The sequence below is a fragment of the Microbulbifer sp. genome (genome assembly GCF_036563125.1).
Classification (GTDB): Bacteria; Pseudomonadota; Gammaproteobacteria; order Pseudomonadales; family Cellvibrionaceae; genus Microbulbifer.
Window position 1 is genome coordinate 1 of record NZ_DATCMV010000145.1, and the last position, 20888, is coordinate 20888.

The 20888-nt window shown below is 58.3% G+C and carries 18 protein-coding genes; 8 read left to right on the forward strand and 10 right to left on the reverse strand.

Features of this window, described 5'->3' with window-relative positions:
* Positions 1-134 precede the first annotated feature (134 nt).
* Entirely contained in the window at positions 135-2651 is a 2517-nt protein-coding gene (locus VIL80_RS12255; RefSeq protein WP_332036391.1) for a choice-of-anchor D domain-containing protein, read from the forward strand.
* Positions 2652-2731: 80 nt separating this feature from the next.
* Here the strand turns inward: VIL80_RS12255 and VIL80_RS12260 are convergent, their stop codons facing one another.
* The 6 genes from VIL80_RS12260 to VIL80_RS12285 all read right to left on the reverse strand — a co-directional run bounded on the left by VIL80_RS12260 (position 2732) and on the right by VIL80_RS12285 (position 7452).
* Entirely contained in the window at positions 2732-3478 is a 747-nt protein-coding gene (locus VIL80_RS12260; RefSeq protein WP_332036392.1) for a TerC family protein, read from the reverse strand.
* A gap of 103 nt (positions 3479-3581) precedes the next feature.
* Positions 3582-3971, reverse strand: coding sequence for a SpoIIAA family protein (locus tag VIL80_RS12265; protein WP_332036393.1), 390 nt, complete (start codon positions 3969-3971; stop codon positions 3582-3584).
* 77 nt (positions 3972-4048) lie between these two features.
* Positions 4049-4360, reverse strand: coding sequence for a hypothetical protein (locus VIL80_RS12270; RefSeq protein ID WP_332036394.1), 312 nt, complete (start codon positions 4358-4360; stop codon positions 4049-4051).
* Between the two features lie 194 nt (positions 4361-4554).
* Positions 4555-6072 carry an aldehyde dehydrogenase gene (locus VIL80_RS12275; RefSeq protein ID WP_332036395.1) on the reverse strand — a complete coding sequence of 506 codons (1518 nt, stop codon included), beginning with the start codon at positions 6070-6072 and terminating at the stop codon, positions 4555-4557.
* Between the two features lie 87 nt (positions 6073-6159).
* Positions 6160-6684 carry an asparaginase domain-containing protein gene (locus tag VIL80_RS12280; RefSeq protein WP_332036396.1) on the reverse strand — a complete coding sequence of 175 codons (525 nt, stop codon included), beginning with the start codon at positions 6682-6684 and terminating at the stop codon, positions 6160-6162.
* Between the two features lie 105 nt (positions 6685-6789).
* A complete protein-coding gene (locus VIL80_RS12285) occupies positions 6790-7452 on the reverse strand; it encodes a fumarylacetoacetate hydrolase family protein (protein WP_332036397.1) in 663 nt (220 codons plus the stop codon).
* Positions 7453-7615: 163 nt separating this feature from the next.
* Between VIL80_RS12285 and serA the strand changes: the two genes are divergently transcribed.
* Entirely contained in the window at positions 7616-8848 is a 1233-nt protein-coding gene (gene serA, locus VIL80_RS12290; RefSeq protein WP_332036398.1) for a phosphoglycerate dehydrogenase, read from the forward strand.
* 172 nt (positions 8849-9020) lie between these two features.
* A complete protein-coding gene (gene rarD, locus VIL80_RS12295) occupies positions 9021-9935 on the forward strand; it encodes an EamA family transporter RarD (protein WP_332036399.1) in 915 nt (304 codons plus the stop codon).
* A gap of 20 nt (positions 9936-9955) precedes the next feature.
* Here the strand turns inward: rarD and VIL80_RS12300 are convergent, their stop codons facing one another.
* The 3 genes from VIL80_RS12300 to VIL80_RS12310 form a co-directional block, all read right to left on the reverse strand.
* On the reverse strand, positions 9956-10933 hold the full coding sequence (locus tag VIL80_RS12300; protein ID WP_332036400.1) for an alpha/beta hydrolase: 978 nt from the start codon (positions 10931-10933) through the stop codon (positions 9956-9958).
* Positions 10934-11005: 72 nt separating this feature from the next.
* The gene (gene fba, locus VIL80_RS12305; RefSeq protein ID WP_332036401.1) at positions 11006-12070 is read right to left on the reverse strand and encodes a class II fructose-bisphosphate aldolase; all 1065 of its coding nucleotides are present in this window, start codon (positions 12068-12070) and stop codon (positions 11006-11008) included.
* A 189-nt stretch (positions 12071-12259) separates the two neighbouring features.
* Positions 12260-13423, reverse strand: coding sequence for a phosphoglycerate kinase (locus VIL80_RS12310; protein ID WP_332036402.1), 1164 nt, complete (start codon positions 13421-13423; stop codon positions 12260-12262).
* A gap of 365 nt (positions 13424-13788) precedes the next feature.
* Here VIL80_RS12310 and VIL80_RS12315 point away from each other — a divergent pair, with 365 nt between their 5' ends.
* The 4 genes from VIL80_RS12315 to VIL80_RS12330 all read left to right on the forward strand — a co-directional run bounded on the left by VIL80_RS12315 (position 13789) and on the right by VIL80_RS12330 (position 20043).
* A complete protein-coding gene (locus tag VIL80_RS12315) occupies positions 13789-13995 on the forward strand; it encodes a CPXCG motif-containing cysteine-rich protein (RefSeq protein ID WP_332036403.1) in 207 nt (68 codons plus the stop codon).
* Between the two features lie 546 nt (positions 13996-14541).
* On the forward strand, positions 14542-17370 hold the full coding sequence (locus tag VIL80_RS12320) for a M16 family metallopeptidase (protein WP_332036404.1): 2829 nt from the start codon (positions 14542-14544) through the stop codon (positions 17368-17370).
* Between the two features lie 462 nt (positions 17371-17832).
* The gene (locus tag VIL80_RS12325) at positions 17833-19407 is read left to right on the forward strand and encodes a S8 family serine peptidase (RefSeq protein ID WP_332036405.1); all 1575 of its coding nucleotides are present in this window, start codon (positions 17833-17835) and stop codon (positions 19405-19407) included.
* Positions 19408-19644: 237 nt separating this feature from the next.
* Positions 19645-20043 (forward strand): globin, encoded by a 399-nt coding sequence (locus tag VIL80_RS12330; RefSeq protein WP_332036406.1) that lies wholly within the window; start codon positions 19645-19647, stop codon positions 20041-20043.
* A gap of 89 nt (positions 20044-20132) precedes the next feature.
* On the opposite strand, the gene VIL80_RS12335 is transcribed toward VIL80_RS12330, so the two are convergent.
* Positions 20133-20456, reverse strand: a complete 324-nt coding sequence (locus VIL80_RS12335) for a hypothetical protein (protein ID WP_332036407.1) — start codon at positions 20454-20456, stop codon at positions 20133-20135.
* Between VIL80_RS12335 and VIL80_RS12340 the strand changes: the two genes are divergently transcribed.
* Positions 20445-20726, forward strand: coding sequence for a hypothetical protein (locus tag VIL80_RS12340; protein WP_332036408.1), 282 nt, complete (start codon positions 20445-20447; stop codon positions 20724-20726). The two genes, VIL80_RS12335 and VIL80_RS12340, sit on opposite strands and share 12 nt — an antisense overlap.
* The last annotated feature ends 162 nt before the right edge of the window (positions 20727-20888 follow it).

Below are 20888 nucleotides of genomic sequence, written 5' to 3' on the forward strand. Positions count from 1 at the left end.
ATCTGGATCCACCCCAGTGCCACAGCTGGTTCTATGGCTTCCCTACAACCTCCGGCATGTTAGCGCGATGCAGGTTTTACCTCGCAGTGCCGGAGAACTTGCACCCGGATGAAAACAATTATCAAGGTGTAACTATGGAAACCGACAAAAAGCTAATCCGCGCCAGACTTGCCGCAACACTCATCTTGTTCAGCGCCATCACCTCGGTGACTGCCGTTGCCGAGACCATCTACTCCGATAGTTTCGGCAGCGGGAATATCACAGACTGGACCGCGAGCGGTACGGTGGATACGGATAACAATACCCTTCGCTTGCGCGGCAACGCAGCGGCAGTCCGCAGCGTGTCTACCGCGGGATTCACCGCCGTTTCAGTGGCCCTCACCATGTCCGCAAGCTCGTTGGAAAACGGGGAATTTTGCTACGGTGAGATTTCCGTGGATGGTGGCAGCAGTTGGACTACCGCACTGACGATTGCCAATGGAGATGACAACGGCACCCTGTTCAATAGCAACGGCACGCCGCCGGGCTCTGACAATAACCCGAGCTTGCAGCTGCGATTTCGCGGCACCGGAGCGACGACTGGCGACTACTGCTATGGACACCAGGCCCAGGTAACCGGTATTGGCGGTGCGTCGACCGAGCCCGACATCAGTGTCCCACCGGCCTTAGACTTTGGCACACTGTCTCCCGGCGCTACCGCGTCGCAAAACATCATCATTTCCAACATCGGCACTGCGGCGCTGGTGATCAACAATATTAGCGACCCCAACGCGCCCTTTAGTATTTCAGGCAATAACTGTAACAACATTGCCGCCGGCGGTAATTGCAGTATCGCGGTATCCTTTTCACCGTCTGCAGCCGGGAGCTTCAGCAGCAGCATCCTCGTTACCTCCAGCGATCCCGATGAACCCAGTACGGTTATCACTCTCACTGGCGCAGCGAACAGCAGTGGCGGCGGCAGTGTCGAAAATTTCGACCCACTGACGGGTAGCGGCGCGGTCAACCGCACAGCTCTGACCATGAACACCCTGATCAACGGCGCGGGCTCGGGCACTCTTGTTGATTACAGTCATTTCGCCCTGCCCGCACAGGCGGCGATGCCGACCAACCAATTCCAAGGCTCGCTGGAATTACTTGGCGAAGCGACCGGGGGTACATTCGCAAAGCACAAGGACACTTTCCGTTACGTCGGCGCCCAGGACACCACCCGCAAACATCTGCCCGAATTCAATTTCGAGTTTGTCCAGACCGGCAGCCATATCTTCCCGGTGCAGCGCGGCTCAATCCCCAGCGCACATCCAGAGTGGGAGTATGTGTTGACGCCGGGTAGGGTATGGAATGAAACCGGTGATACGACCTACAGCCGGGTGGCACTGCCGTTTGCCCTGCAACAGAAAAATGCCAATTGTATGCACAACGGCGTCCTCACCTTTCTGTTTAAGGACGACGGTTCGGTTTCCGATGTGGCTTATCAGATTGCCGGGGAAACCTGCCTCTACTTCCAGTTTGATATGTGGGGCCAGCTCCCCGCCAGCTATACCCCGCACGGTGTGAACAACAGCGCAGCACTGATCAGTGCGTATCAGGCAGAAATAAATGGTCGCATGCCGAGCAAACCGTTGAGTGCACTGAATCAGGACTATCCGGGCACGGATTACACGCACTTTGCCACCCCGAACGGCAAAGACCCGGCGACAATTTCCCTGGTGGGATTTGTGATCGATGGGACCCACTATGTCGGCGGTTGTAATTCTCGACAGGGCAGTTATCCCTATTGCGATTCACTGGTGGTGCCCTCTTATTCCACCGCCAAATCGGTATTTGCCGGCGGAACATTGATGCGTCTGGAGAAAAAATATCCCGGCACATTCAATCAGTCGATCGGCAGTTACATCAGTGACTGCAACACCAACGGCAACTGGAATGATGTGACCTTTGGCAATGCCCTGGATATGGGAACCGGCAACTACAAGCTCGCCGGCTACATGAGTGACGAAGGCGCGAGCCATACCAACGACCTGTTCTTGCCGGAAGACCACGCCAGCAAAATCAGCTACAGCTGCACCGAGTATCCTCGCAAAGCCACACCGGGCACCCAGTGGGTCTATCACACCTCCGACACCTATCTGCTCGGCACCGCCATGAACGCCTATGTGAAAGGACTCGAGGGCAGCAGTAGCGACATATTTACCGACATCCTGAACAGCGAAATTCTGTCGCCGCTGGGAGTCAGCCCCACAGCAGAATTCAGCCGCCGCACGTATGACAGTGTCCAGCAGCCATTTACCGGATGGGGGCTTATGTGGCTCAGGGATGATGTGGCAAAGATCGGCAGCTTTTATGCCGGTAGCAGCCAGTCTGTTCTGGATCAGGCCCAGCTAGATGCAGCACTGCAGCGAGATGCAGCGGACAGAGGACTTCAGCCATTGGCTGACTACAAGTACAACAATGGCTTTTGGGCGCACGAGGTCAGCAGCGATATGTCCGGCTGCAGCGCGCCACTGTGGCTGCCGTTCATGTCCGGGTACGGTGGAATTTCAATCCTGATCCTGCCCAACAATACCGTTTACTACTATTTCAGCGACGCTGATGAATACCTCTGGATGGACGCAGCCCAGGAATCTCACAACATTCGCAGTCTTTGCCCATAGCCGCGAAAAGGTGAATCGATACTCCAGCGATAAAAAAAGGGGCGATTAATCGCCCCTTTTTCTATGGTGAATGCACAGCCTCAGTCTTCACGGATGGGCTTGTGTAATTTGACCACTTCAACCTGCTTTTTACGCAGCCGAATATTGAGCATCTCCACCGCCACGGAGAAGGCCATGGCAAAATAGATATAGCCCTTGGGCACGTGCACATCAAAGCCCTCGATAATGAGGGTCACGCCCACCAGAATCAGGAACGACAGCGCCAACATCTTGATGGTGGGATGGCGGTCGACGAAATCACCAATGGGCTTTGCCGCAAACAGCATGACGCCCACTGCCAGAATGATGGCGATGGCCATAATGGATACGTGATCTACCAGACCAACGGCGGTAATCACCGAGTCCAGCGAGAACACGATATCCAGAATCGCTATCTGTACCAACACCATTCCGAAGGTTGCGGTGGCGGCAGTACTCTGCTCGCCTTCAGCACCCTCGAGACTGTTGTGAATTTCGTGGGTGGCCTTGAACAGCAGGAACAGGCCGCCGCCGATCAGGATCACATCCCGCCCGGAAATTTCCTCACCGAATACGGTAAACCAGGGTGCGGTGAGCCCCATGATCCAGGCAATGGAAAACAGCAGTGCGAGGCGGGTGATCATGGCCAGTGCCAGACCAATAAAGCGCGCGGATTCCCGCTGCTTTTCCGGCAGGCGGCCTACAAGGATGGAAATAAAGATTATGTTGTCGATACCGAGGACGATTTCCAAGGCTGCCAGTGTCGCCAGCGCTATCCAGGCTTCCGGACTCGCGATCCATTCGAACATGCGCTCTCCCCAGGGATTATTCGAGTTTTTTGAACAGGCCAATGTAACAAACGGCTCGAGCCTAATGGCAGGAGCCGTTTATCCACACATCTGAGAGGGGAGTTTATGCGCTTTCCTGCAGCCAGGCCAAGGCCTCTTCACGGTGCTCAAAAATCCGCGCTTCGCCGCCGATAAACCAGGTCCCGACCTTGGCAGCGATCTCCTGCCAGTATTTGCTGCCGACCATGGCCACCCTGTCAAACTGGCGCCCGTGTTTGACGCCGAGTTTGAGGTCGTCCCAGGCCGCGCGGATCTCCCAGCCTTCCAGTTCGCGCATATCGAACAGGACATCAATCTTGGGGTGCGTCATTCCCGCGAGCGCGGATTCCAGCATGGGCACCAACGTCTCATAGTCCTGGTGCTCAAGCTTGCCGCGGGCACGCAGGGACAGCAGTACCCGCTCATCGCCGGCACGTTCAATACTGACGGAAAAACCGTGGTGATATTCGCCCATGTTTTCTTCACATCGCGCTACGTTGAACTCACCGAGGTATAGGGTCTGACGACCCTATTGGCAAGCTCGGACCGCAATCAGTGCGAGAGGATGTCGACGATTTCGTGGGTAGCGTGCACCAGCCGTACCAGCTCGCCCTCGATACGCACGGTAACCAGGCCGTGGCGATCCACCGGCTGCACAATCACGGCGTGATGGTAAATGGTGTCTTCCAGACGATGGCCGCGTACCAGTTTTTTCTTCCAGCCGGGGGGCAGCTCACCGCCGCGCTCCGCTTTCTTCTGTAGGCCGGGGGGAAGTTCACCGCCTTTATCCGGTTTCGCCAGTGCGCTGGCGGCGGAGCCAATCAGGGTGAGTGCAACAAGAGCGACGGAAATCTGCTTGAACATAAAACGCCTCTGGCATTTGGTTTGTAGTAGTACAGATGGACTGTGCGCCATCGTAAACCGGTAATCTTTGCCCGCATTCGCAGCAGGTCACATTTTCATGATATTTCCTGCCGCATGACTGCAGGCTGAACGGATTGCGGGCACAAAAAAGGGCCGCAGTGCGGCCCAAATGGAGTCAAACAGGAATCCGATGATCAGCTGATATCGATCCAGGTGGACTTCAGCTCACAGTATTTGTCCAGCGCGTGGAGGGACTTGTCGCGACCGTTACCGGACTGCTTGAAGCCACCGAAAGGCACAGTGATGTCGCCGCCGAAGTAGTTGTTCACCCATACCGAGCCAGCGCGGATATCCCGCGCCATGCGGTGGGCGCGACCGATATCCCTGGTCCATACGCCGGCAGCGAGGCCGTAGATGGAGTCGTTGGCGATCTTCAGCGCTTCTTCCTCGGTATCGAATTCGATCACCGACAGCACCGGGCCAAAGATTTCCTCGCGGGCGATTTTCATCTCGCCGTTTACGCCGCGGAAGATGGTGGGTTCGTAGTAGTGACCACCCTCAACCGCCGCGACCGGCTTGCCGCCGCACACCAGCTGCGCGCCCTGTTCCAGGCCCTTGGCCACATAGAACTCGACGGTGTCGAACTGGCTCTGGTCGATGAGCGCACCCATCACGGAATTGGGGTCCTGCGGGTGGCCGGGCACAAAGCGTTCGGCGGCCTTTTTCACTTTCTCGATAAACGCATCGGCGATGCTTTTTTCCACCAGCAGGCGGGTACCGGCGGTACAGGTCTCGCCCTGGTTGTAGAACACCGCGAGCGCGGCAGCCTCGGCGGCCTTGTCCAGGTCCGCATCGGCAAACACGATATTCGGGCTCTTACCACCCAGCTCGAGGAAGGTGCGTTTGAGGTTGGACTGGCCGGAGTACTCCGTCAGCGTCTTGCCCACCTCGGTAGAGCCGGTGAAAGTCAGGCCGTCGATATCCATATGCAGCGCCAGGGTCTTGCCGAGGCTGCTGCCGGGCCCAGGCAGTACGTTCAGCACGCCATCGGGCAGTCCGGCCTCTTTTGCCAGTCCCGCCAGTTTGATGGCGGTGAGCGGGGTATTGGAGGCTGGCTTCAGAATCACGCTGTTGCCGGTGGCAAGCGCCGGCCCCAGTTTCCACGCGGTGGTGGAGAGCGGGAAGTTCCACGGCACGATGGCGGCAACCACACCCAGCGGCATGCGGGTAATCAGGCCGATTTCGGTGGGGCCGGTAGGGGCGATCTCGTCGTAGATCTTGTCGATGGCCTCCGCATTCCAGCGGATGGTGGTCACCGCGCTTGGCACATCCACATTCATGGTGTCGCTGATGGGTTTGCCGGCATCGAGGCTTTCCAGCAGCGCGATTTCCACCTTGTTCTCTTCGATGAGCTCGGCAAAGCGCACCAGGATTTTCTTGCGCGCCATCGGCGGCATATGGGACCAGACCCCGGATTCAAAGGTATCGCGCGCCACTTTTACTGCGCGCTCGGCATCTTCCGGGCCGCAGTTGGCGATCTGCGCCAGCTCGCGGCCATCTGCGGGGCTGATACACGGGCGGGTCTGGCCGCTCAGGGCGTCCACGTACTCACCGTTGATAAAGGCACGGCCCTCGATGGTGAGGGTCTCGGCCAGGGAGAGCCACTCCTGGAGCGTTTGCGGGGTCGGCTTCTGAGTCCGGTTGTCGGTCATGCGCACCTCGAATCCTGGGTTGCAAGTTAAACTGAAGGATTATTCAGTTTATACATAAAATGTGATCACAAATCAAAGTATCACGACTCAGATCGCCTCGAAAGTACCCGCCTGCAGGTTTTTGCGCGCACCGGGGATGGGGAAAACCCGGTTGTGGAACGCGATGTAGAAGCCGGGCGGCATCAGCCGCGCCGCCAGCAGTGCCTCGGTGAAGTTCTGGCGGGCGTCGGAATCGATAAACCCCATGGGTTTCATCGCGCCGGTAAAGACCACAGCAACCTTGGGGGTTCCCATCTTGGCGTGGCAGTAGTCCGCGGTGATGGACATGGTGTCGGTGCCGTGCAGGATAACGATGGGGTCGCCCTTTTCTGCGGTGCGCGCCACGGCGGCGCAGATCTGGTCGCGGTCGCTGTCGTCCATCTCCAGGGAGTCCTTGTTGAGCACGCTCTCCAGCTCGAGGTGGGTGTAGGGCAGTCGCAGACTGCTGATCAGGCCCTCGCGGATGATCGAGGCGCGGTTCTTGAGAGTGCCGTCGGACTCGCAGTAGCTCTTTTCAATGGTGCCACCGGTGGTGAGGATGCGGATGGTGGTCTTGGGGTTGAGATCTGTCATCGTTTTTCCCACTAAATGAGTACAGTTGCGCGCATCTTAGAGGGGCGGGAGCAATGGAACAATCCTAGTTTCCGTACCCCGCCAATCCATTCAATCTGCTCTGGTTCACACCAGTTGCGTCTCCACCCGCAGCCAGTCCTCTTCCAGTCCCATGGCGATCCTGTCACCCACCAGCAGCTCACCCACCCCGGCGGGCGTACCGGTCAATACCACGTCGCCCGGCAGCAAGGTGAAGTAACTGCTGATATAGGCCACCAGATCCAGAATCGGTGTCAGCATATGGCTGGATTTGCCGCGCTGGCGGATTTCGCCGTTCAGCCACAGGGTATAGGTCAGATTGTCCCAGTCCGGCAACCAGTCCAGCTTCACGAATGGCGACAGCGGGCAGGCACCATCGAAGCCCTTGGCTTTCTCCCAGGGGTGCCCTTGCTTTTTCAGGTCGGACTGCAAGTCCCGCAGCGTCAGGTCCAGCGCCAATCCCAGGCCGGCAATGGCCGGCGCCACCTGCGAGGCGTTGGCATCGGTCAGGGTCTCACCGATCAGCAGCGCCAGCTCGCCCTCGAAATGGCAGCTGCCGCGCCCGCGGGGCAGATGCACGGGCTCATTCATTGGCACCGCCGCCGTGGCCGGTTTGATAAACAGCAGCGGCTCTTCCGGCACCGGGTTATTGAGTTCCTCCGCATGGGCAGCGTAATTGCGCCCGACACACACAATCTTGCCAAGCGGCAGTTCAACGGGAGAATTACAGGTAAATTGATGTTTATACATAACCAAATTCGATACCTAGGATAGATATTGCGTATAAAGTTTTAGAAAGCCCTTGTGTTATGATGCCGCCCTCGCCGGGTTCCCGGCGATTCCCACTTCGGGAACCTCAATGACTTTCGCTAATTCAGTTGCGCTTTGTTCGCGCTCGGCCAAGAGACTCGTTATGGCTTCTCAGACTTCTCTTCAGAAAGACAAAATCCGTATCCTGCTGCTGGAAGGTGTTCACCAGTCCGCGGTGGATCTGCTGTCTTCCCGTGGCTACACCAATGTGGAATACGTTAAATCCGCACTGCCAGAAGACCAACTGATTGAGAAGATTGCCGACGCGCACTTTGTCGGGATTCGCTCCCGCACCCAGCTGACCCGCAAGGTACTCGAAAGCGCGCCCAAGCTAATCGCGGTGGGCTGTTTCTGTATCGGCACCAACCAGGTAGACCTGAAAGCGGCCACCGACCTGGGCATTGCTGTGTTCAATGCACCCTACTCCAACACCCGCAGCGTAGCCGAACTGGTGATCGGCGAGGCGATTATGTTGCTGCGCGGTATCCCGGAAAAGAACATGGTATGCCACCGCGGCGGCTGGCAGAAATCCGCCGTGGGCTCGTTCGAGGCCCGCGGCAAGACCCTGGGTATCATCGGCTACGGCGCCATCGGTTCCCAGACCTCCGTGCTGGCCGAAGGCTTTGGTATGCGCGTGATTTTCTTCGATGTGGTCACCAAGCTGCCACTGGGCAACGCGACCCAGGTCCACAGCCTGAATGAATTGCTGGCACAGGCCGACGTGGTTTCCCTGCACGTGCCCGAACTGCCCTCCACCAAGTGGATGATCGGCGCCGAGCAGATCGCCAAGATGAAAAAGGGCGCGATCCTGATCAATGCCTCCCGCGGCACCGTGGTGGAAATCGAGCCACTGGCAGAAGCGCTGAAGAGCGGCCACCTGGCCGGCACCGCCATAGACGTGTTCCCGGTGGAACCCCGCGGCAACGACGACGAGTTCCTGTCGCCACTGCGCGGCCTCGACAACGCGCTGCTCACCCCGCATGTGGGCGGGTCCACCGTGGAAGCCCAGGAAAATATCGGCGTGGAAGTGTCCGACAAACTGGCGCTCTACTCCGACAACGGCACCACCACCAGCTCGGTAAACTTCCCGGAAGTGGCACTGCCCGGCCACGGCGGCGCACACCGCCTGCTGCACATCCACAAGAACGTGCCCGGCGTGCTCGGTGCGATCAACCAGGTGTTTTCCGAAAACGGCATCAACATTTCCGCCCAGTACCTGCAGACCAACGAGAGCGTGGGCTACGTGGTGATCGACGTGGATGCGGAGTACTCCGACCTGGCGCTGGAGAAACTGAAAAATATTCCCGGCACCCTGCGCTGCCGCGTACTTTTCTGATTCCCTCAATCGGAAAGGTGCAGAAGGACGGGCGCCAGCGCGTCTGTTAAACTCCCGCAAACCCGGACCGCGCACTGCGACAGCAGCTGTGAAGTCCGGGTTTCTTTTTCTCTGTCTTCCCCAACCACAGGCACACCGCCGTTAATCCCCGGTGCGCCAAGGCTGTTTCCACGTGCAAAACCAGAACTCCGAATCTGCTGCCGCCGGCCTGCTGGCGGGCATAGGTGCCTTTCTCATCTGGGGGCTGGCACCGCTGTATTTCAATCTGCTGGGCGGTATTTCCGCACCGGAAATTCTCAGCCACCGCAGCGTCTGGTCTTTTGTGCTGGCGATGGTGATGCTCGCGGCGCTCGGCAAGCTGGCGGACTTCCGCCACACCCTCAGCTCCGGTAAAAAGATGGCCACGCTACTGCTGTCGACCCTGCTGATCGGCAGCAACTGGCTGGTGTTTATCTGGGCCATCACCAACCAGCATATCCTCGATGCGAGCCTCGGCTACTACATCAACCCGTTGATCAGTGTGCTGCTGGGTGTGCTGTTCTTGGGGGAGCGGCTGCGCCCGCTGCAGTGGCTGGCGGTGGCGATCGCCGCGGTCGGTATCAGCTATGAGTTGTGGCAGTTCGGACGGGTGCCGCTGATCGCTCTGTACCTGGCACTGACCTTCGGTTTCTACGGCCTGGTGCGCAAGCGCGCGCCCGTGGACAGCCTGACCGGGCTCGCGGTGGAAACCCTGTATATGCTGCCGCTCGCCATCGGCTTCCTGCTGTGGACCGACAGCCCCACCAGCAACCTGCTGACCAACACCTGGCAGTTGAACAGCCTGCTGCTGCTCGCCGGCCCCATCACCCTGACACCGCTGCTGCTATTCAATATCGCTGCGCGCCGCCTCAACCTCTCCACCGTGGGGTTCCTGCAATACCTGGGGCCGACATTGATGCTGCTGCTCGCCACCTTCTACTACGGCGAACCACTCAGTGAGAGCAAGCTCGTCACCTTCGCCATCGTATGGTTCGCGCTGCTGCTGTATTCCGTAGACGCACTGGCGCAGCGCAGCCAGCGTCGCCGGCTGCGTAAAACCGCACTCTAGGTTTCCGGTAGGCTTCAGAATTACTGGGCGAGCCAGCCCTCGAGGGCGGCGATGATCTGCTGCCGGTAGGGCTGGGTTTCATTGATCATCTGGTGGCGCGCCCCGCGCACGATCACGCGCTTGCTGTTGGGGAAGCGGTCGCGAATCGCACGCATGTTGTAGCGCCAGTCCACGGTTTTGTCGTCGGTGCCCTGCACCACCAGGATCGGCTTGAGATTGCGCTCGGACCTGGGAAACAGGTGCAGCCAGTCCACCATTGCCCCCAGCCAGCGGATGGACATTACCGGGGACTGCAGTGGATCGCGGTGCGCCTGGCGACGGGAAAATTCCGCATCGTGGGTGTTGATATTGAAGCCGCGGCTCGGATGCGGCAGCAGGAAGCGCCCCAGGTAGAACATCCACTTGCGCAGGTGCCAGTTGGCCGGGCGCACCAGCGGCGCCAGCAACATGACTTTGTCGAAGGGCTGCCATTCGCTGAACTGCAGGTAGGCGAGCAACGTCGCCCCGCCGGTACTCTGCCCGAGCCCGTGCCACGGCGCAGGCATCCTGTCTCTCGCCCGGCACAGCAGGGCCTCCAGCACCTCCCGGTACTGCATAAAACTGTCGATGGCCACCGGTTCGCCGCTGGAGAGGCCGTGACCAGGAAAATCCACACTAACCACATTGAAACCGCGCTCGAGGCCGAAATGGATCGCAGACGCGTAGATACCGGTGTGGTCGAAGTAACCGTGGCAAATGAACAGAGTGCCCTTGGGGTTGTTCACCAGCCAGTACTGGGCGACGAGTTCGAAGCCCGCGGCGTCGAAGGTACCGATGCCGGTGCCGCTGGTCTCGTCAAAATTCAGGCGATAAAAATTGCGGTAGGAGATTACCGATTGCGGCAGGGGCTGGCCGCAGGCGAAATCCAGCTTCGGCAGTTGGCAGCGCAGCGCGGAGTAATCCGGGCGACGGATCACCGGACTCGTATCTACGGCATTGAGGTCATCGAACAGGCTCATGACTCAATGGTACTGTATTTCTTCAAAAAAAAGGGCGAACCGGAGTTCGCCCTTTTTGCAATCCACCAAAAATCAGTTGATCTTCGGCACCAGCTCGCCCTTCGCGTAGCGCTGGTACATGCTGTCCAGGCTGATGGGCTTGATCTTGCTGGCGTTGCCTGCAGTGTTGAAAGCCTCGTAGCGGGCAATACAGATTTCCTTCATGGCCTTGGTAGTGGCCGCAAGGAATTTGCGCGGGTCGAATTCAGACGGGTTTTCCGCCAGGAAGCGGCGCACCGCACCGGTGGACGCCAGGCGCAGGTCGGTGTCGATATTAACCTTGCGCACGCCGAACTTGATGCCTTCGCAGATCTGCTCCACCGGCACACCGTAGGTTTCCGGAATCTCACCGCCAAACTCGTTGATCACCTTCAGCCACTCCTGCGGTACGGAGGAGGAGCCGTGCATTACCAGATGGGTATCCGGGATACGCGCGTGAATTTCCTTGATGCGGTCAATGGCGAGAATGTCGCCCGTCGGCGGACGGCTGAATTTGTAAGCGCCGTGGCTGGTACCGCAGGCGATGGCCAGAGCGTCTACCTGGGTTTTCTTGACGAAATCCGCCGCCTCCTCAGGGTCGGTCAGCAGCTGGTCGTGGGACAGTACGCCCTCAGCGCCCACACCGTCTTCCTCGCCGGCCATGCCGGTTTCCAGTGAGCCCAGGCAGCCCAGCTCGCCCTCTACGGAAACACCACAGGCGTGCGCCATGTCTACCGCGCGACGGGTCACGTCGACGTTGTACTCGTAGGAGGCCGGGGTCTTGCCGTCTTCCATCAGTGAGCCGTCCATCATCACCGAGCTGAAGCCCAGCTGGATGGAGCGTTGGCACACCGCGGGGCTGGTGCCGTGATCCTGGTGCATGACCACAGGAATGTGCGGGAATTCTTCCACCGCTGCCAGAATCAGGTGGCGCAGGAAAGGCGCACCGGCGTATTTACGGGCACCAGCAGAGGCCTGCACGATTACCGGGGAGTCGGTCTCGTCCGCCGCCTCCATGATCGCGCGCATCTGCTCCAGGTTGTTGACGTTGAACGCAGGAATGCCGTAGCCGAACTCGGCAGCGTGGTCCAACATTTGACGCAAGCTGATTAAAGCCATGAAAAAACCCTTTCTCGTCGAAATTTAGCTGATATTGGGTACAACGGGTGTGCGACTCCCGAAGCGGGTTCTGGTCGCATCTCTTTTTAATGATGGGTACTTCTTACAACAGGCACTTCTTACTGCTTGAGCGGGGCGCACCGGCGCCCCTGAACTGCAAAACCTGAAATTGCAAAAACGCGTTAGTGATTATTCGCTTACGCGAGACTCCAGAATGGCGACTGCCGGCAGCACCTTGCCTTCCACGTACTCGAGGAAAGCACCACCCCCAGTAGAAATATAGGAAACCTGATCGGCAATACCGTACTTATCCACAGCAGCCAGGGTGTCACCGCCGCCAGCGATGGAGAAGGCGTCACTCGCGGCAATGGCCTTGGACAGGTGCTCGGTGCCAGCGCCGAACTGGTCGAACTCGAACACGCCTACCGGGCCATTCCAGATGATGGTCTTGGCATTTTTGAGGATTTCCGCCAGCGCCGCAGAGGTGTCCGGGCCGATATCGAAAATCATGTCGTCGTCTGCCACCGCATCCGCGGACTTGGTCTCCGCCACCGCGGATTCGCTGAATTCCTTGCCGGTCACCACATCGGTGGGCACCGGAATATCGCACTTCTGCATCAGGCCCTTGGCGGTGTCGATCAGATCGTGCTCGCACAGGGACTTGCCTACCGGCTTGCCGCTGGCGGCGAGGAAGGTATTGGCGATACCACCGCCCACGATCAACTGGTCCACCTTGTCGGACAGGCTCTCCAGCACGGTCAACTTGGTGGAAACCTTGGAGCCACCGACGATGGCCACCAGCGGGCGCGCGGGGTTCGCCAGTGCTTTTTCCAGCGCATCCAGCTCTGCGGCCAGCAGCGGGCCGGCGCAGGCGATTGGGGCGAACTTGGCCACCCCGTGGGTGGAAGCCTGGGCGCGGTGCGCGGTGCCGAAGGCGTCCATCACGAAGATATCGCACAGAGCGGCGTACTGCTTGGACAGGGCCTCGTCGTCTTTCTTCTCGCCTTTATTGAAACGCACGTTTTCCAGCAGGGCCACTTCGCCATCTGCAAGTTCCACGCCGTTTTGCCAGTCGTTGATCACCGGCACATCTTTACCCAGCAGCTTGCCGAGGTGCGCGGCGACCGGTGCCAGGGAGAATTCTTCCTCGTACTCGCCCTCGGTAGGGCGACCCAGGTGGGACATCAGCAGGACTTTGGCGCCCGCGTCTACAGCGGCCTTGATGGTGGGCAGTGCCGCGCGGATACGCGCGTCGGAGGTTACCGCTCCATTTTTGATTGGCACGTTCAGGTCTTCGCGAATCAGTACGCGCTTGCCTGCCAGATCCTGGTCCTTCATCAATTTAACCGCCATAGCCAATCCTCTTTTGCTGGTTGCTGAATACTTACTCACCCCGACCTTATCCCGGCACTGGCCGGAAGAAAGCGGGCGCGGATTATAAGCTGTTGCGATTGTCCCTGCCCACACGAAGGGCGACCGGGCTTTCGGCCGCGAGTATATCAATCCGTTTTGTAAATGATTTACCGCACACTACTGAAAACGATCTGACACCGCTGTCATTTTTACAAGAAAGCAAAAAAGTTCGTAACAGCGCGTTGTCCGGTCAATTTACGTTCTCTAACATTGCCGGGGAGTACAAAAATTGTGCAGCAACTTGCGCGGGGCGCTCCGCTTTCACGGTAAACAGCATTCCCGCGCCCCGCTTCAACGGAGGCCTTATGGACAGCTCAATGGGCAAGATTGATGAATTCAGCGATCAATGCCCCTATTGCGGCGAAACCATTCTGGTGTTGATCGACACCTCTGCCGGCAGTCAGCACTACTTCGAGGACTGCCCGGTATGCTGTCGGCCGATTCAGGTGCTGGTGAGTGTGGATATGGAGGGACAGTGGACGGCGCAGTTCAAACACGAAGGCGACGTATAGCGGGAAGGACTGACCCAGAAAAACGGAAAAGGCCGCGGGCATGTGCCCGCGGCCTTTTCCGCATCCTGTGAGATGAATTCGAATACCAGCTGATGAATTTCCTCGCCACCCGCTCGGTACCCCAGCACCTTGCGAGCCAAGCGAAATCGGGAACTTAGCCCCTATGTCATCGCTTACGCCATTCTACATAGCGCGCGATAAATTGGAATATTTATTCGGTTTTCTCCGCAGACCAGGAATAAAGGCTTGGCCATCACGCAAGCTATTGGTGGTAAAGCATTTTTTCTTGGCCACCGCCAAAAAACTGGCCCACGCTTGCCCATTCTTCAACCAAAAAATACCAATAAATTTTCAGGGAAGAGAAAAAAACAAGCATTTTCACCGGCAATCACAGGAATTCGCCCCCTCATGCCGTTGCAGCGCCATCCCCCGGGGACTATAAAAAGCCTTCGATATCCGTGTGCGGGAGAACCCTGCGACACAGTCTCGAACATCGAGCGCAGTACCTACTAACAACTGAAAGCCAACAAAATAAGGATAACTGTTATGGCAAACAGACTCTGGCTGCCAGCGACCCTGGCCCTGGCCATCGCTGCCTGTGGTGACACTACCGGAAAAAATGGCACCGCATCTTCATCTATCCCCCCGGCAGTGACCGCCAGCGAATCCGTATCGGCAGCCCCCCAGGCACTCAGTATCGATTACGAAAAATTCACCCTGCCCAACGGCCTGCGCGTGATTGTGCACGAGGACCGCAAGGCGCCGATCGTGTCCGTGGGCGTGTGGTATCACGTGGGTTCCAAGGACGAGAAGCCCGGGCGCACCGGCTTTGCGCACCTGTTCGAGCACCTGATGTTCAACGGCTCGGAAAACTACGACGACGAGTATTTCAAGCCGTTCGAGCAGGCCGGCGCCACCGGTATGAACGGGACAACCTGGCTCGACCGCACCAACTATTTCGAGACGGTTCCCAGCAACGCCCTGGATATGGCGCTGTGGATGGAGTCCGACCGCATGGGCCACCTGCTCGGTGTGATCACCCAGGAAAAACTCGACGAGCAGCGCGGCGTGGTGCAGAACGAGAAGCGCCAGGGACAAAACCAGCCCTATGGCAAGGTGTGGGAAAACTTGCAGGCATCCATTTTCCCCGCCGGCCACCCCTATTCCTGGAGCACCATCGGCTCCATGGAAGACCTGAACGCGGCGAGCGTGGATGACGTGCACGCGTGGTTCAAATCCTACTACGGTGCTGCAAATACTGTGCTGGTACTGGCGGGCGATATCGACGTCGCCACTGCGAGGGAAAAGGTCAGTAAATACTTCGGCGACATTCCCGCGGGCCCGCCACTGGCGAAGAGGGATTCCTGGATCGCCAAGCGCGACCAGTCCACCCGCGAGACCATGTACGACCGTGTCGCCCAGTCGCGCCTGTACAAGGTCTTCAACACCCCCAATCTCGGCCATGCCGATGAAGAGGCCATCGGTATCGCCGCCTCGGTGCTCGGCGATGGCAAGAACTCGCGGCTGTACCAGCGCCTGGTGTACCAGGACCAGATTGCCACAAGCGTAAATGTGGCGTTGTATGAGTTCGAACTCGCGTCTATGTTCCAGATCATTGCCGACGCCAAGCCCGGCGTGGAACTGGCGCAGGTTGAAGCGGCAATCGACGAAGAACTGCAGAAATTCCTCGAGCACGGCCCCACTGACGCGGAGTTGGCACGGGTAAACATGAGCGAGTATGCCTCTTACGCCCGCGACCTGGAGCAGGTGGGCGGCTGGAATGGCAAGGGCGTGATCCTGGCCCAGGGCGAGCTCTACTTCGGCAACCCCAACGCCTACCTCGACAGCCTCGGCATGAAACAGCAGCTGACCAGCGCACAGGTAAAAGCTGCGGCGAATGCCTGGCTCTCCAGTGGCGATCACAATCTGGAAGTGCACCCCTTCCCGGAATACAAAACCGCCGACAGCGGCGCCGACCGCAGCAAACTGCCGGAACTGGGTGACTTTCCCTCAGTGCCCTTCCCGCAAATCCAGACGGCGGAGATGGCCAACGGTCTGAAGATCGTGCTGGCCGAGCGTCACTCGGTTCCTGTGGTGAATATGGAACTGCAATTTGACGCGGGTTATGCCGCCGACCAGGGCGCGCGCCTCGGCACCTCCAGTTACACCATGTCCATGCTGAAGGAAGGTACCAAGCACCTGAGCGCACTGGAAATCAGCGCGCGCGAGGAAATCCTCGGTGCCACCATTAGTGCAGAGGCAGACCTCGACACCTCCAGCGTGAGCCTGAATGCCCTTACCAGCAATCTGGATGCCTCCATCGCGTTGTTTGCGGATGTACTGCTAAACCCGGTATTTGCCGATGAGGAAATCGAGCGCAAACGCAGTCGCTGGATCGCCGGCATCCAGCAGGAAAAAACCAAACCGGTGCAGATGGCACTGCGCAATCTGCCCCCGCTGCTGTACGGCGACAATCACGCCTACAGTATTCCGTTTACCGGCAGCGGTACCGAGGAGTCCATCAGCGCGCTCACCCGCAGCGACCTGGAGAACTACCACCAGACCTGGCTGCGTCCGGACAACGCCACGCTGATTGTGGCCGGCGATATCACCATGCCGCAGTTGCAGGAAAAACTGCAGCAGCACTTCGCCGACTGGAAGGCCCCGCAATCCGCCAAGCCGGTGAAAAACCTGGCCCAGGTACCACTGCCGGAAAAATCCAGCGTTTACCTGATCGACAAGCCCGGTTCGGAACAGTCCATCATCATCGGCGGCCTGCTCGCGCCCTCGGAAAAAATTGCCGAGCGGGAAGCACTGCACATGATGAATGACATCCTCGGCGGCACCTTCACCGCGCGTATCAACATGAACCTGCGGGAGGACAAGCACTGGGCCTACGGTGCCTACTCCTTCCTCACCGGCGCCAAGGGCCAGCAACCGCTGCTGGTGTATGCACCGGTGCAGACCGACAAAACCAGCGAATCCCTGGCGGAACTGCAGAAAGAACTGCGCGCGTACATTGGCGGCAACCCAGCCAAGGCGGATGAGCTGCAAAAACTGAAGGACAAGCGCATCAACGAACTGCCCGGGCGCTTTGAAACCATTGATGCGGTCGCCGGCGCCATGTCATCCCTGATTACTTACGAGCGTCCACTAAACTATATGGACGGCTATGCGGAGCAGGTGCGCGGTATCGACCTGAACCGGGTGCATGAACTGGCGAAGGAAACCATCAAACCCGAACAGTTTGTGTGGGTGATTGTCGGTGACAAGGAAAAAATCGCGGACAAGGTGGCCGGACTGGAAATCGGAACCATCACCGAACTGGATGCCAATGGCGCGCCGGTGGCAGAGGGTAGCGTTGGCGGACAATAACCCCATTTATCGGCGGTAATTGCCCTAAATAACACTTGCCCTATTTGAGGATAGAAATCACCGGATGTGCGCCCAATAGGCGTTACATCCGGTGATTTTCACCTGTTGAGCAAACATATAACGCTCAAGTGACATCCCTGTCTTTTTCACGCTATTGATCACGCAAAAGAAATTTGGCCCGCACCGGAATAGGCACTCCTGTACCAACTATTTTCTTATCCCTGATAGTTAGCCCAAACGAGTTCAAGCTCGATCCCCTCCACCACCTTGTCACGCAATTCAACCTCGAATTGGTGAATTGCCGACCTGTGCACAGTTGCCAAATCGGGCGATGGCGGCCTTTTAAAAAAGGACTACATTTGCCGTTACCGGGTGTACGTCAGTACCGGAACCACCGCAGCCGACCACCCGTAAAACCATTAACTATAAGAAGTACCAGCGCATACTGGAGCCTTACAAACAATGATTAGAACTATTCCGATTTTATTTGCCAGCACCTTGGCACTGGCCATTTCCGCGCATGCCAACAGCGCAGATGACCGTTACATCGTCAAATACAAAGAAGGTAAAGGGCCGGCGGTAAAGGCCATGATGGAAAAAAACGGGGGCCGCTCGGCAATGGCGCTGGAAAAGCGTAACGCCATGGCTGCGCACCTGCCGGCGGGGGCCTTGACCGCACTGCGCAACAATCCCAACGTGGAATATGTGGAAGAGGACGCAAAGCGCTACCCCATGGCGGAAGAAACACCTTTCGGTATCCCCATGGTGCAGGCGAACCAGGTCAGCGACGTTCTGGCCGGTAACCAGACCGTATGTATCATCGATTCCGGCTACGACCTCTCCCACGAGGATCTTTCCAGTAATAACGTCTCCGGCAGCAACGACCCAGGTACCGGCTTCTGGTACACCGATGAAAACAGCCACGGCACCCACGTCGCCGGCACCATCGCTGCCATCGGTGGCAACCAAAAAGGTGTTGTAGGCGTTATGCCCGGCGGCAACATCAAGCTGCACATTGTCAAAGTCTTCGGCGCTGACGGCTGGGCTTACTCTTCCTCCCTGGTAGCTGCAGCCGATGAGTGTGCCAGCAATGGCGCCAGCGTCATCAACATGAGCCTCGGCGGCACCTTCAAGTCCCGCACCGAAGAAACCGCGTTCGCCGATCTGTACGCCAACCAGAACGTACTTTCCATCGCGGCTGCCGGTAACGATGGCAATACCCGCCACTCCTACCCGGCTTCCTACGATGCGGTCGTTTCTGTTGCCGCCGTCGACAGCAACAAGGTGGTGGCAAGCTTCTCCCAACAGACTGACCAGGTAGAGCTGTCCGGCCCCGGCGTAGACGTGCTGTCTTCAGTTCCGGTTGGCATGGGCCTCTCTACTACCCTCACCGTTGGCGGTAGCAGCATTGAAGCTTCCGGCATGGAGGGCAGCCCCCTGGACACCGCCACCGGTGCGCTGGTGGATTGCGGCCTGGGTGAGTCTGCATGCACCGATGCCGTCGGCAAGGTGTGCCTGATCTCCCGTGGCAACATCGCCTTTGCGGATAAGGTACTGGCGTGTGAGGCCGGTGGCGGCGCCGCGGCCGTGGTCTACAACAATGAGCCCGGTATGCTGTTCGGTACCCTCGGCGAAACCGTCACCAGTATTCCCTCGGCGGGTATCTCCGACACCGACGGCGCTGCGCTGCTCGGACAACTGGGCAGCAGCGCCACATTGACCATCGCCCCCAGCGATTATGCCTATTTCAACGGCACCTCCATGGCGACTCCCCATGTCGCCGGTGTGGCCGCGCTGGTGTGGAGCCACTTCCCCAGCTGTAGCGCCAGCCAGATCCGTACCGCGCTGGACAACAGTGCTGAGGATCTCGGTGCGGCCGGTCGTGACAACGCCTACGGCTATGGTCTGGTGCAGGCCAAGGCAGCGGTGGATTACCTGACCGCCAACCCCTGCGACGGTGGCAGCTCCTCCGGTGGCAGCAGCGGTGGTGGCAGTGGCGGTGGCAAGCCCTGCAAAGGTAAAAACTGCACCAACTGATCAACACTGATCACTGTTTTTTCAAGGGGGCCCTGTGCCCCCTTTTTTCATTGCGGCATCAGGCCGCCCCGAGGTTTAAATTGATCTAGATCAATTTGAGCGCCCCCCTTGATCCAAATCAATTTCCCTGCAATTCCTACCGCTAGAATCAACCGCCTCGACAGCCAGCGCCGGGCCGGAGCGAAGCGGCGCACCTCCAACAGCATTTAAAAGCATTAAGAATCAGGGAGTTCGGGAATGGGGAATGCCGATAGCGACGTGGTGTTTCAGAGCTATGGACGCTGCTGCAACAACGAGAGCTTCTTTATCGACTTTTACGATCGCTTTATGGGCAGCTCCGCTGAAATTCGCGCGCTATTTGCCAACACCAACATGGCGGCCCAGCGCCACCTGCTGCGCAACGGCATCATGCAGCTGGTGCTGCACGCCCGCGGCATGTCAGATACCAAACTGCGCGCGCTCGGCTGCAGCCACTCCCGCACCGGCTTCAACATCCGCCCCGAGTGGTACGGCCTGTGGCTGGACGCACTACTCGCCACCCTGCGGCAATACGATCCTGAGTTTGATGAAACCACGGCCCTTTGCTGGCGCCGCGCCATTGGGCCGGGCATCGAAGTGATTCGCGGCGCATACTGAGCTCGGCAAACCAGACCAAAAACACCCAATACCGCAACGGTTTAGGAGTTGGTCCCAGCCACAGCGCATCAAAACAGATAGCGATTCTGTTACTGAAAAAACCTGTAGAACATATGCTCTGCGCCCACCAGTGGTGTGGAGAGTTTCCCTTTGTGCGCTCCGGGATAGTTTGGTAGGCTTCGCGCGCAGCTGTCTGGGGGTCTTAAATTCCTATAAACAGGACTGCTGTTTCCCGATTCAGAGTGCGGCCCTGCTGCAAGCATTACCCGCTGGATGATTTTTTGAAAGCGATCAGTCACTTCACCACGGCGAGCGGAATTTTTCCGGCCAGACTTGACCAAAGAGTCAGAGCCGTATTCGTATTGTGCCTGTTGGGTAGTGCCTTCTTCGGTTTTTCCAGCTTGCTGCTGCAATTCGGATTTCCGCCAAATCCTTCCGAACTGATGCCGATTCTCGAAAGCGGTATTACCTCCGAGACCATTGTCGCGCTCACCAGTGCGGCACTGCTGATCACCAGCATTTTCATTTTCCGGCACTTCTGGCTGCAGCTGCTGCTCAGTTTTTTCAGAAGCCTGCGCACCGTCTTCAAACGTTTTCTTCGCGCACTGCAACCGCCGACACCGGCACTGTGCTCCGCACACCGCTCCGCCCACACCTCCCGGGCTCCCCCCTTCCGCGCGTAACCAGTTCGGTCTTTGCGGCCGTTCGCGCTGATATTTTTCGACGAAAAATAAACCTGTGACCTGACTGCCAGAGGCATCGGGCCGCGGACCTGTTCGTTCGCATTTTGTCAGCGTTTCTCTCACTACCGCAGGTAGTTGTTGTCAATCTCCATGCCGAGAGGA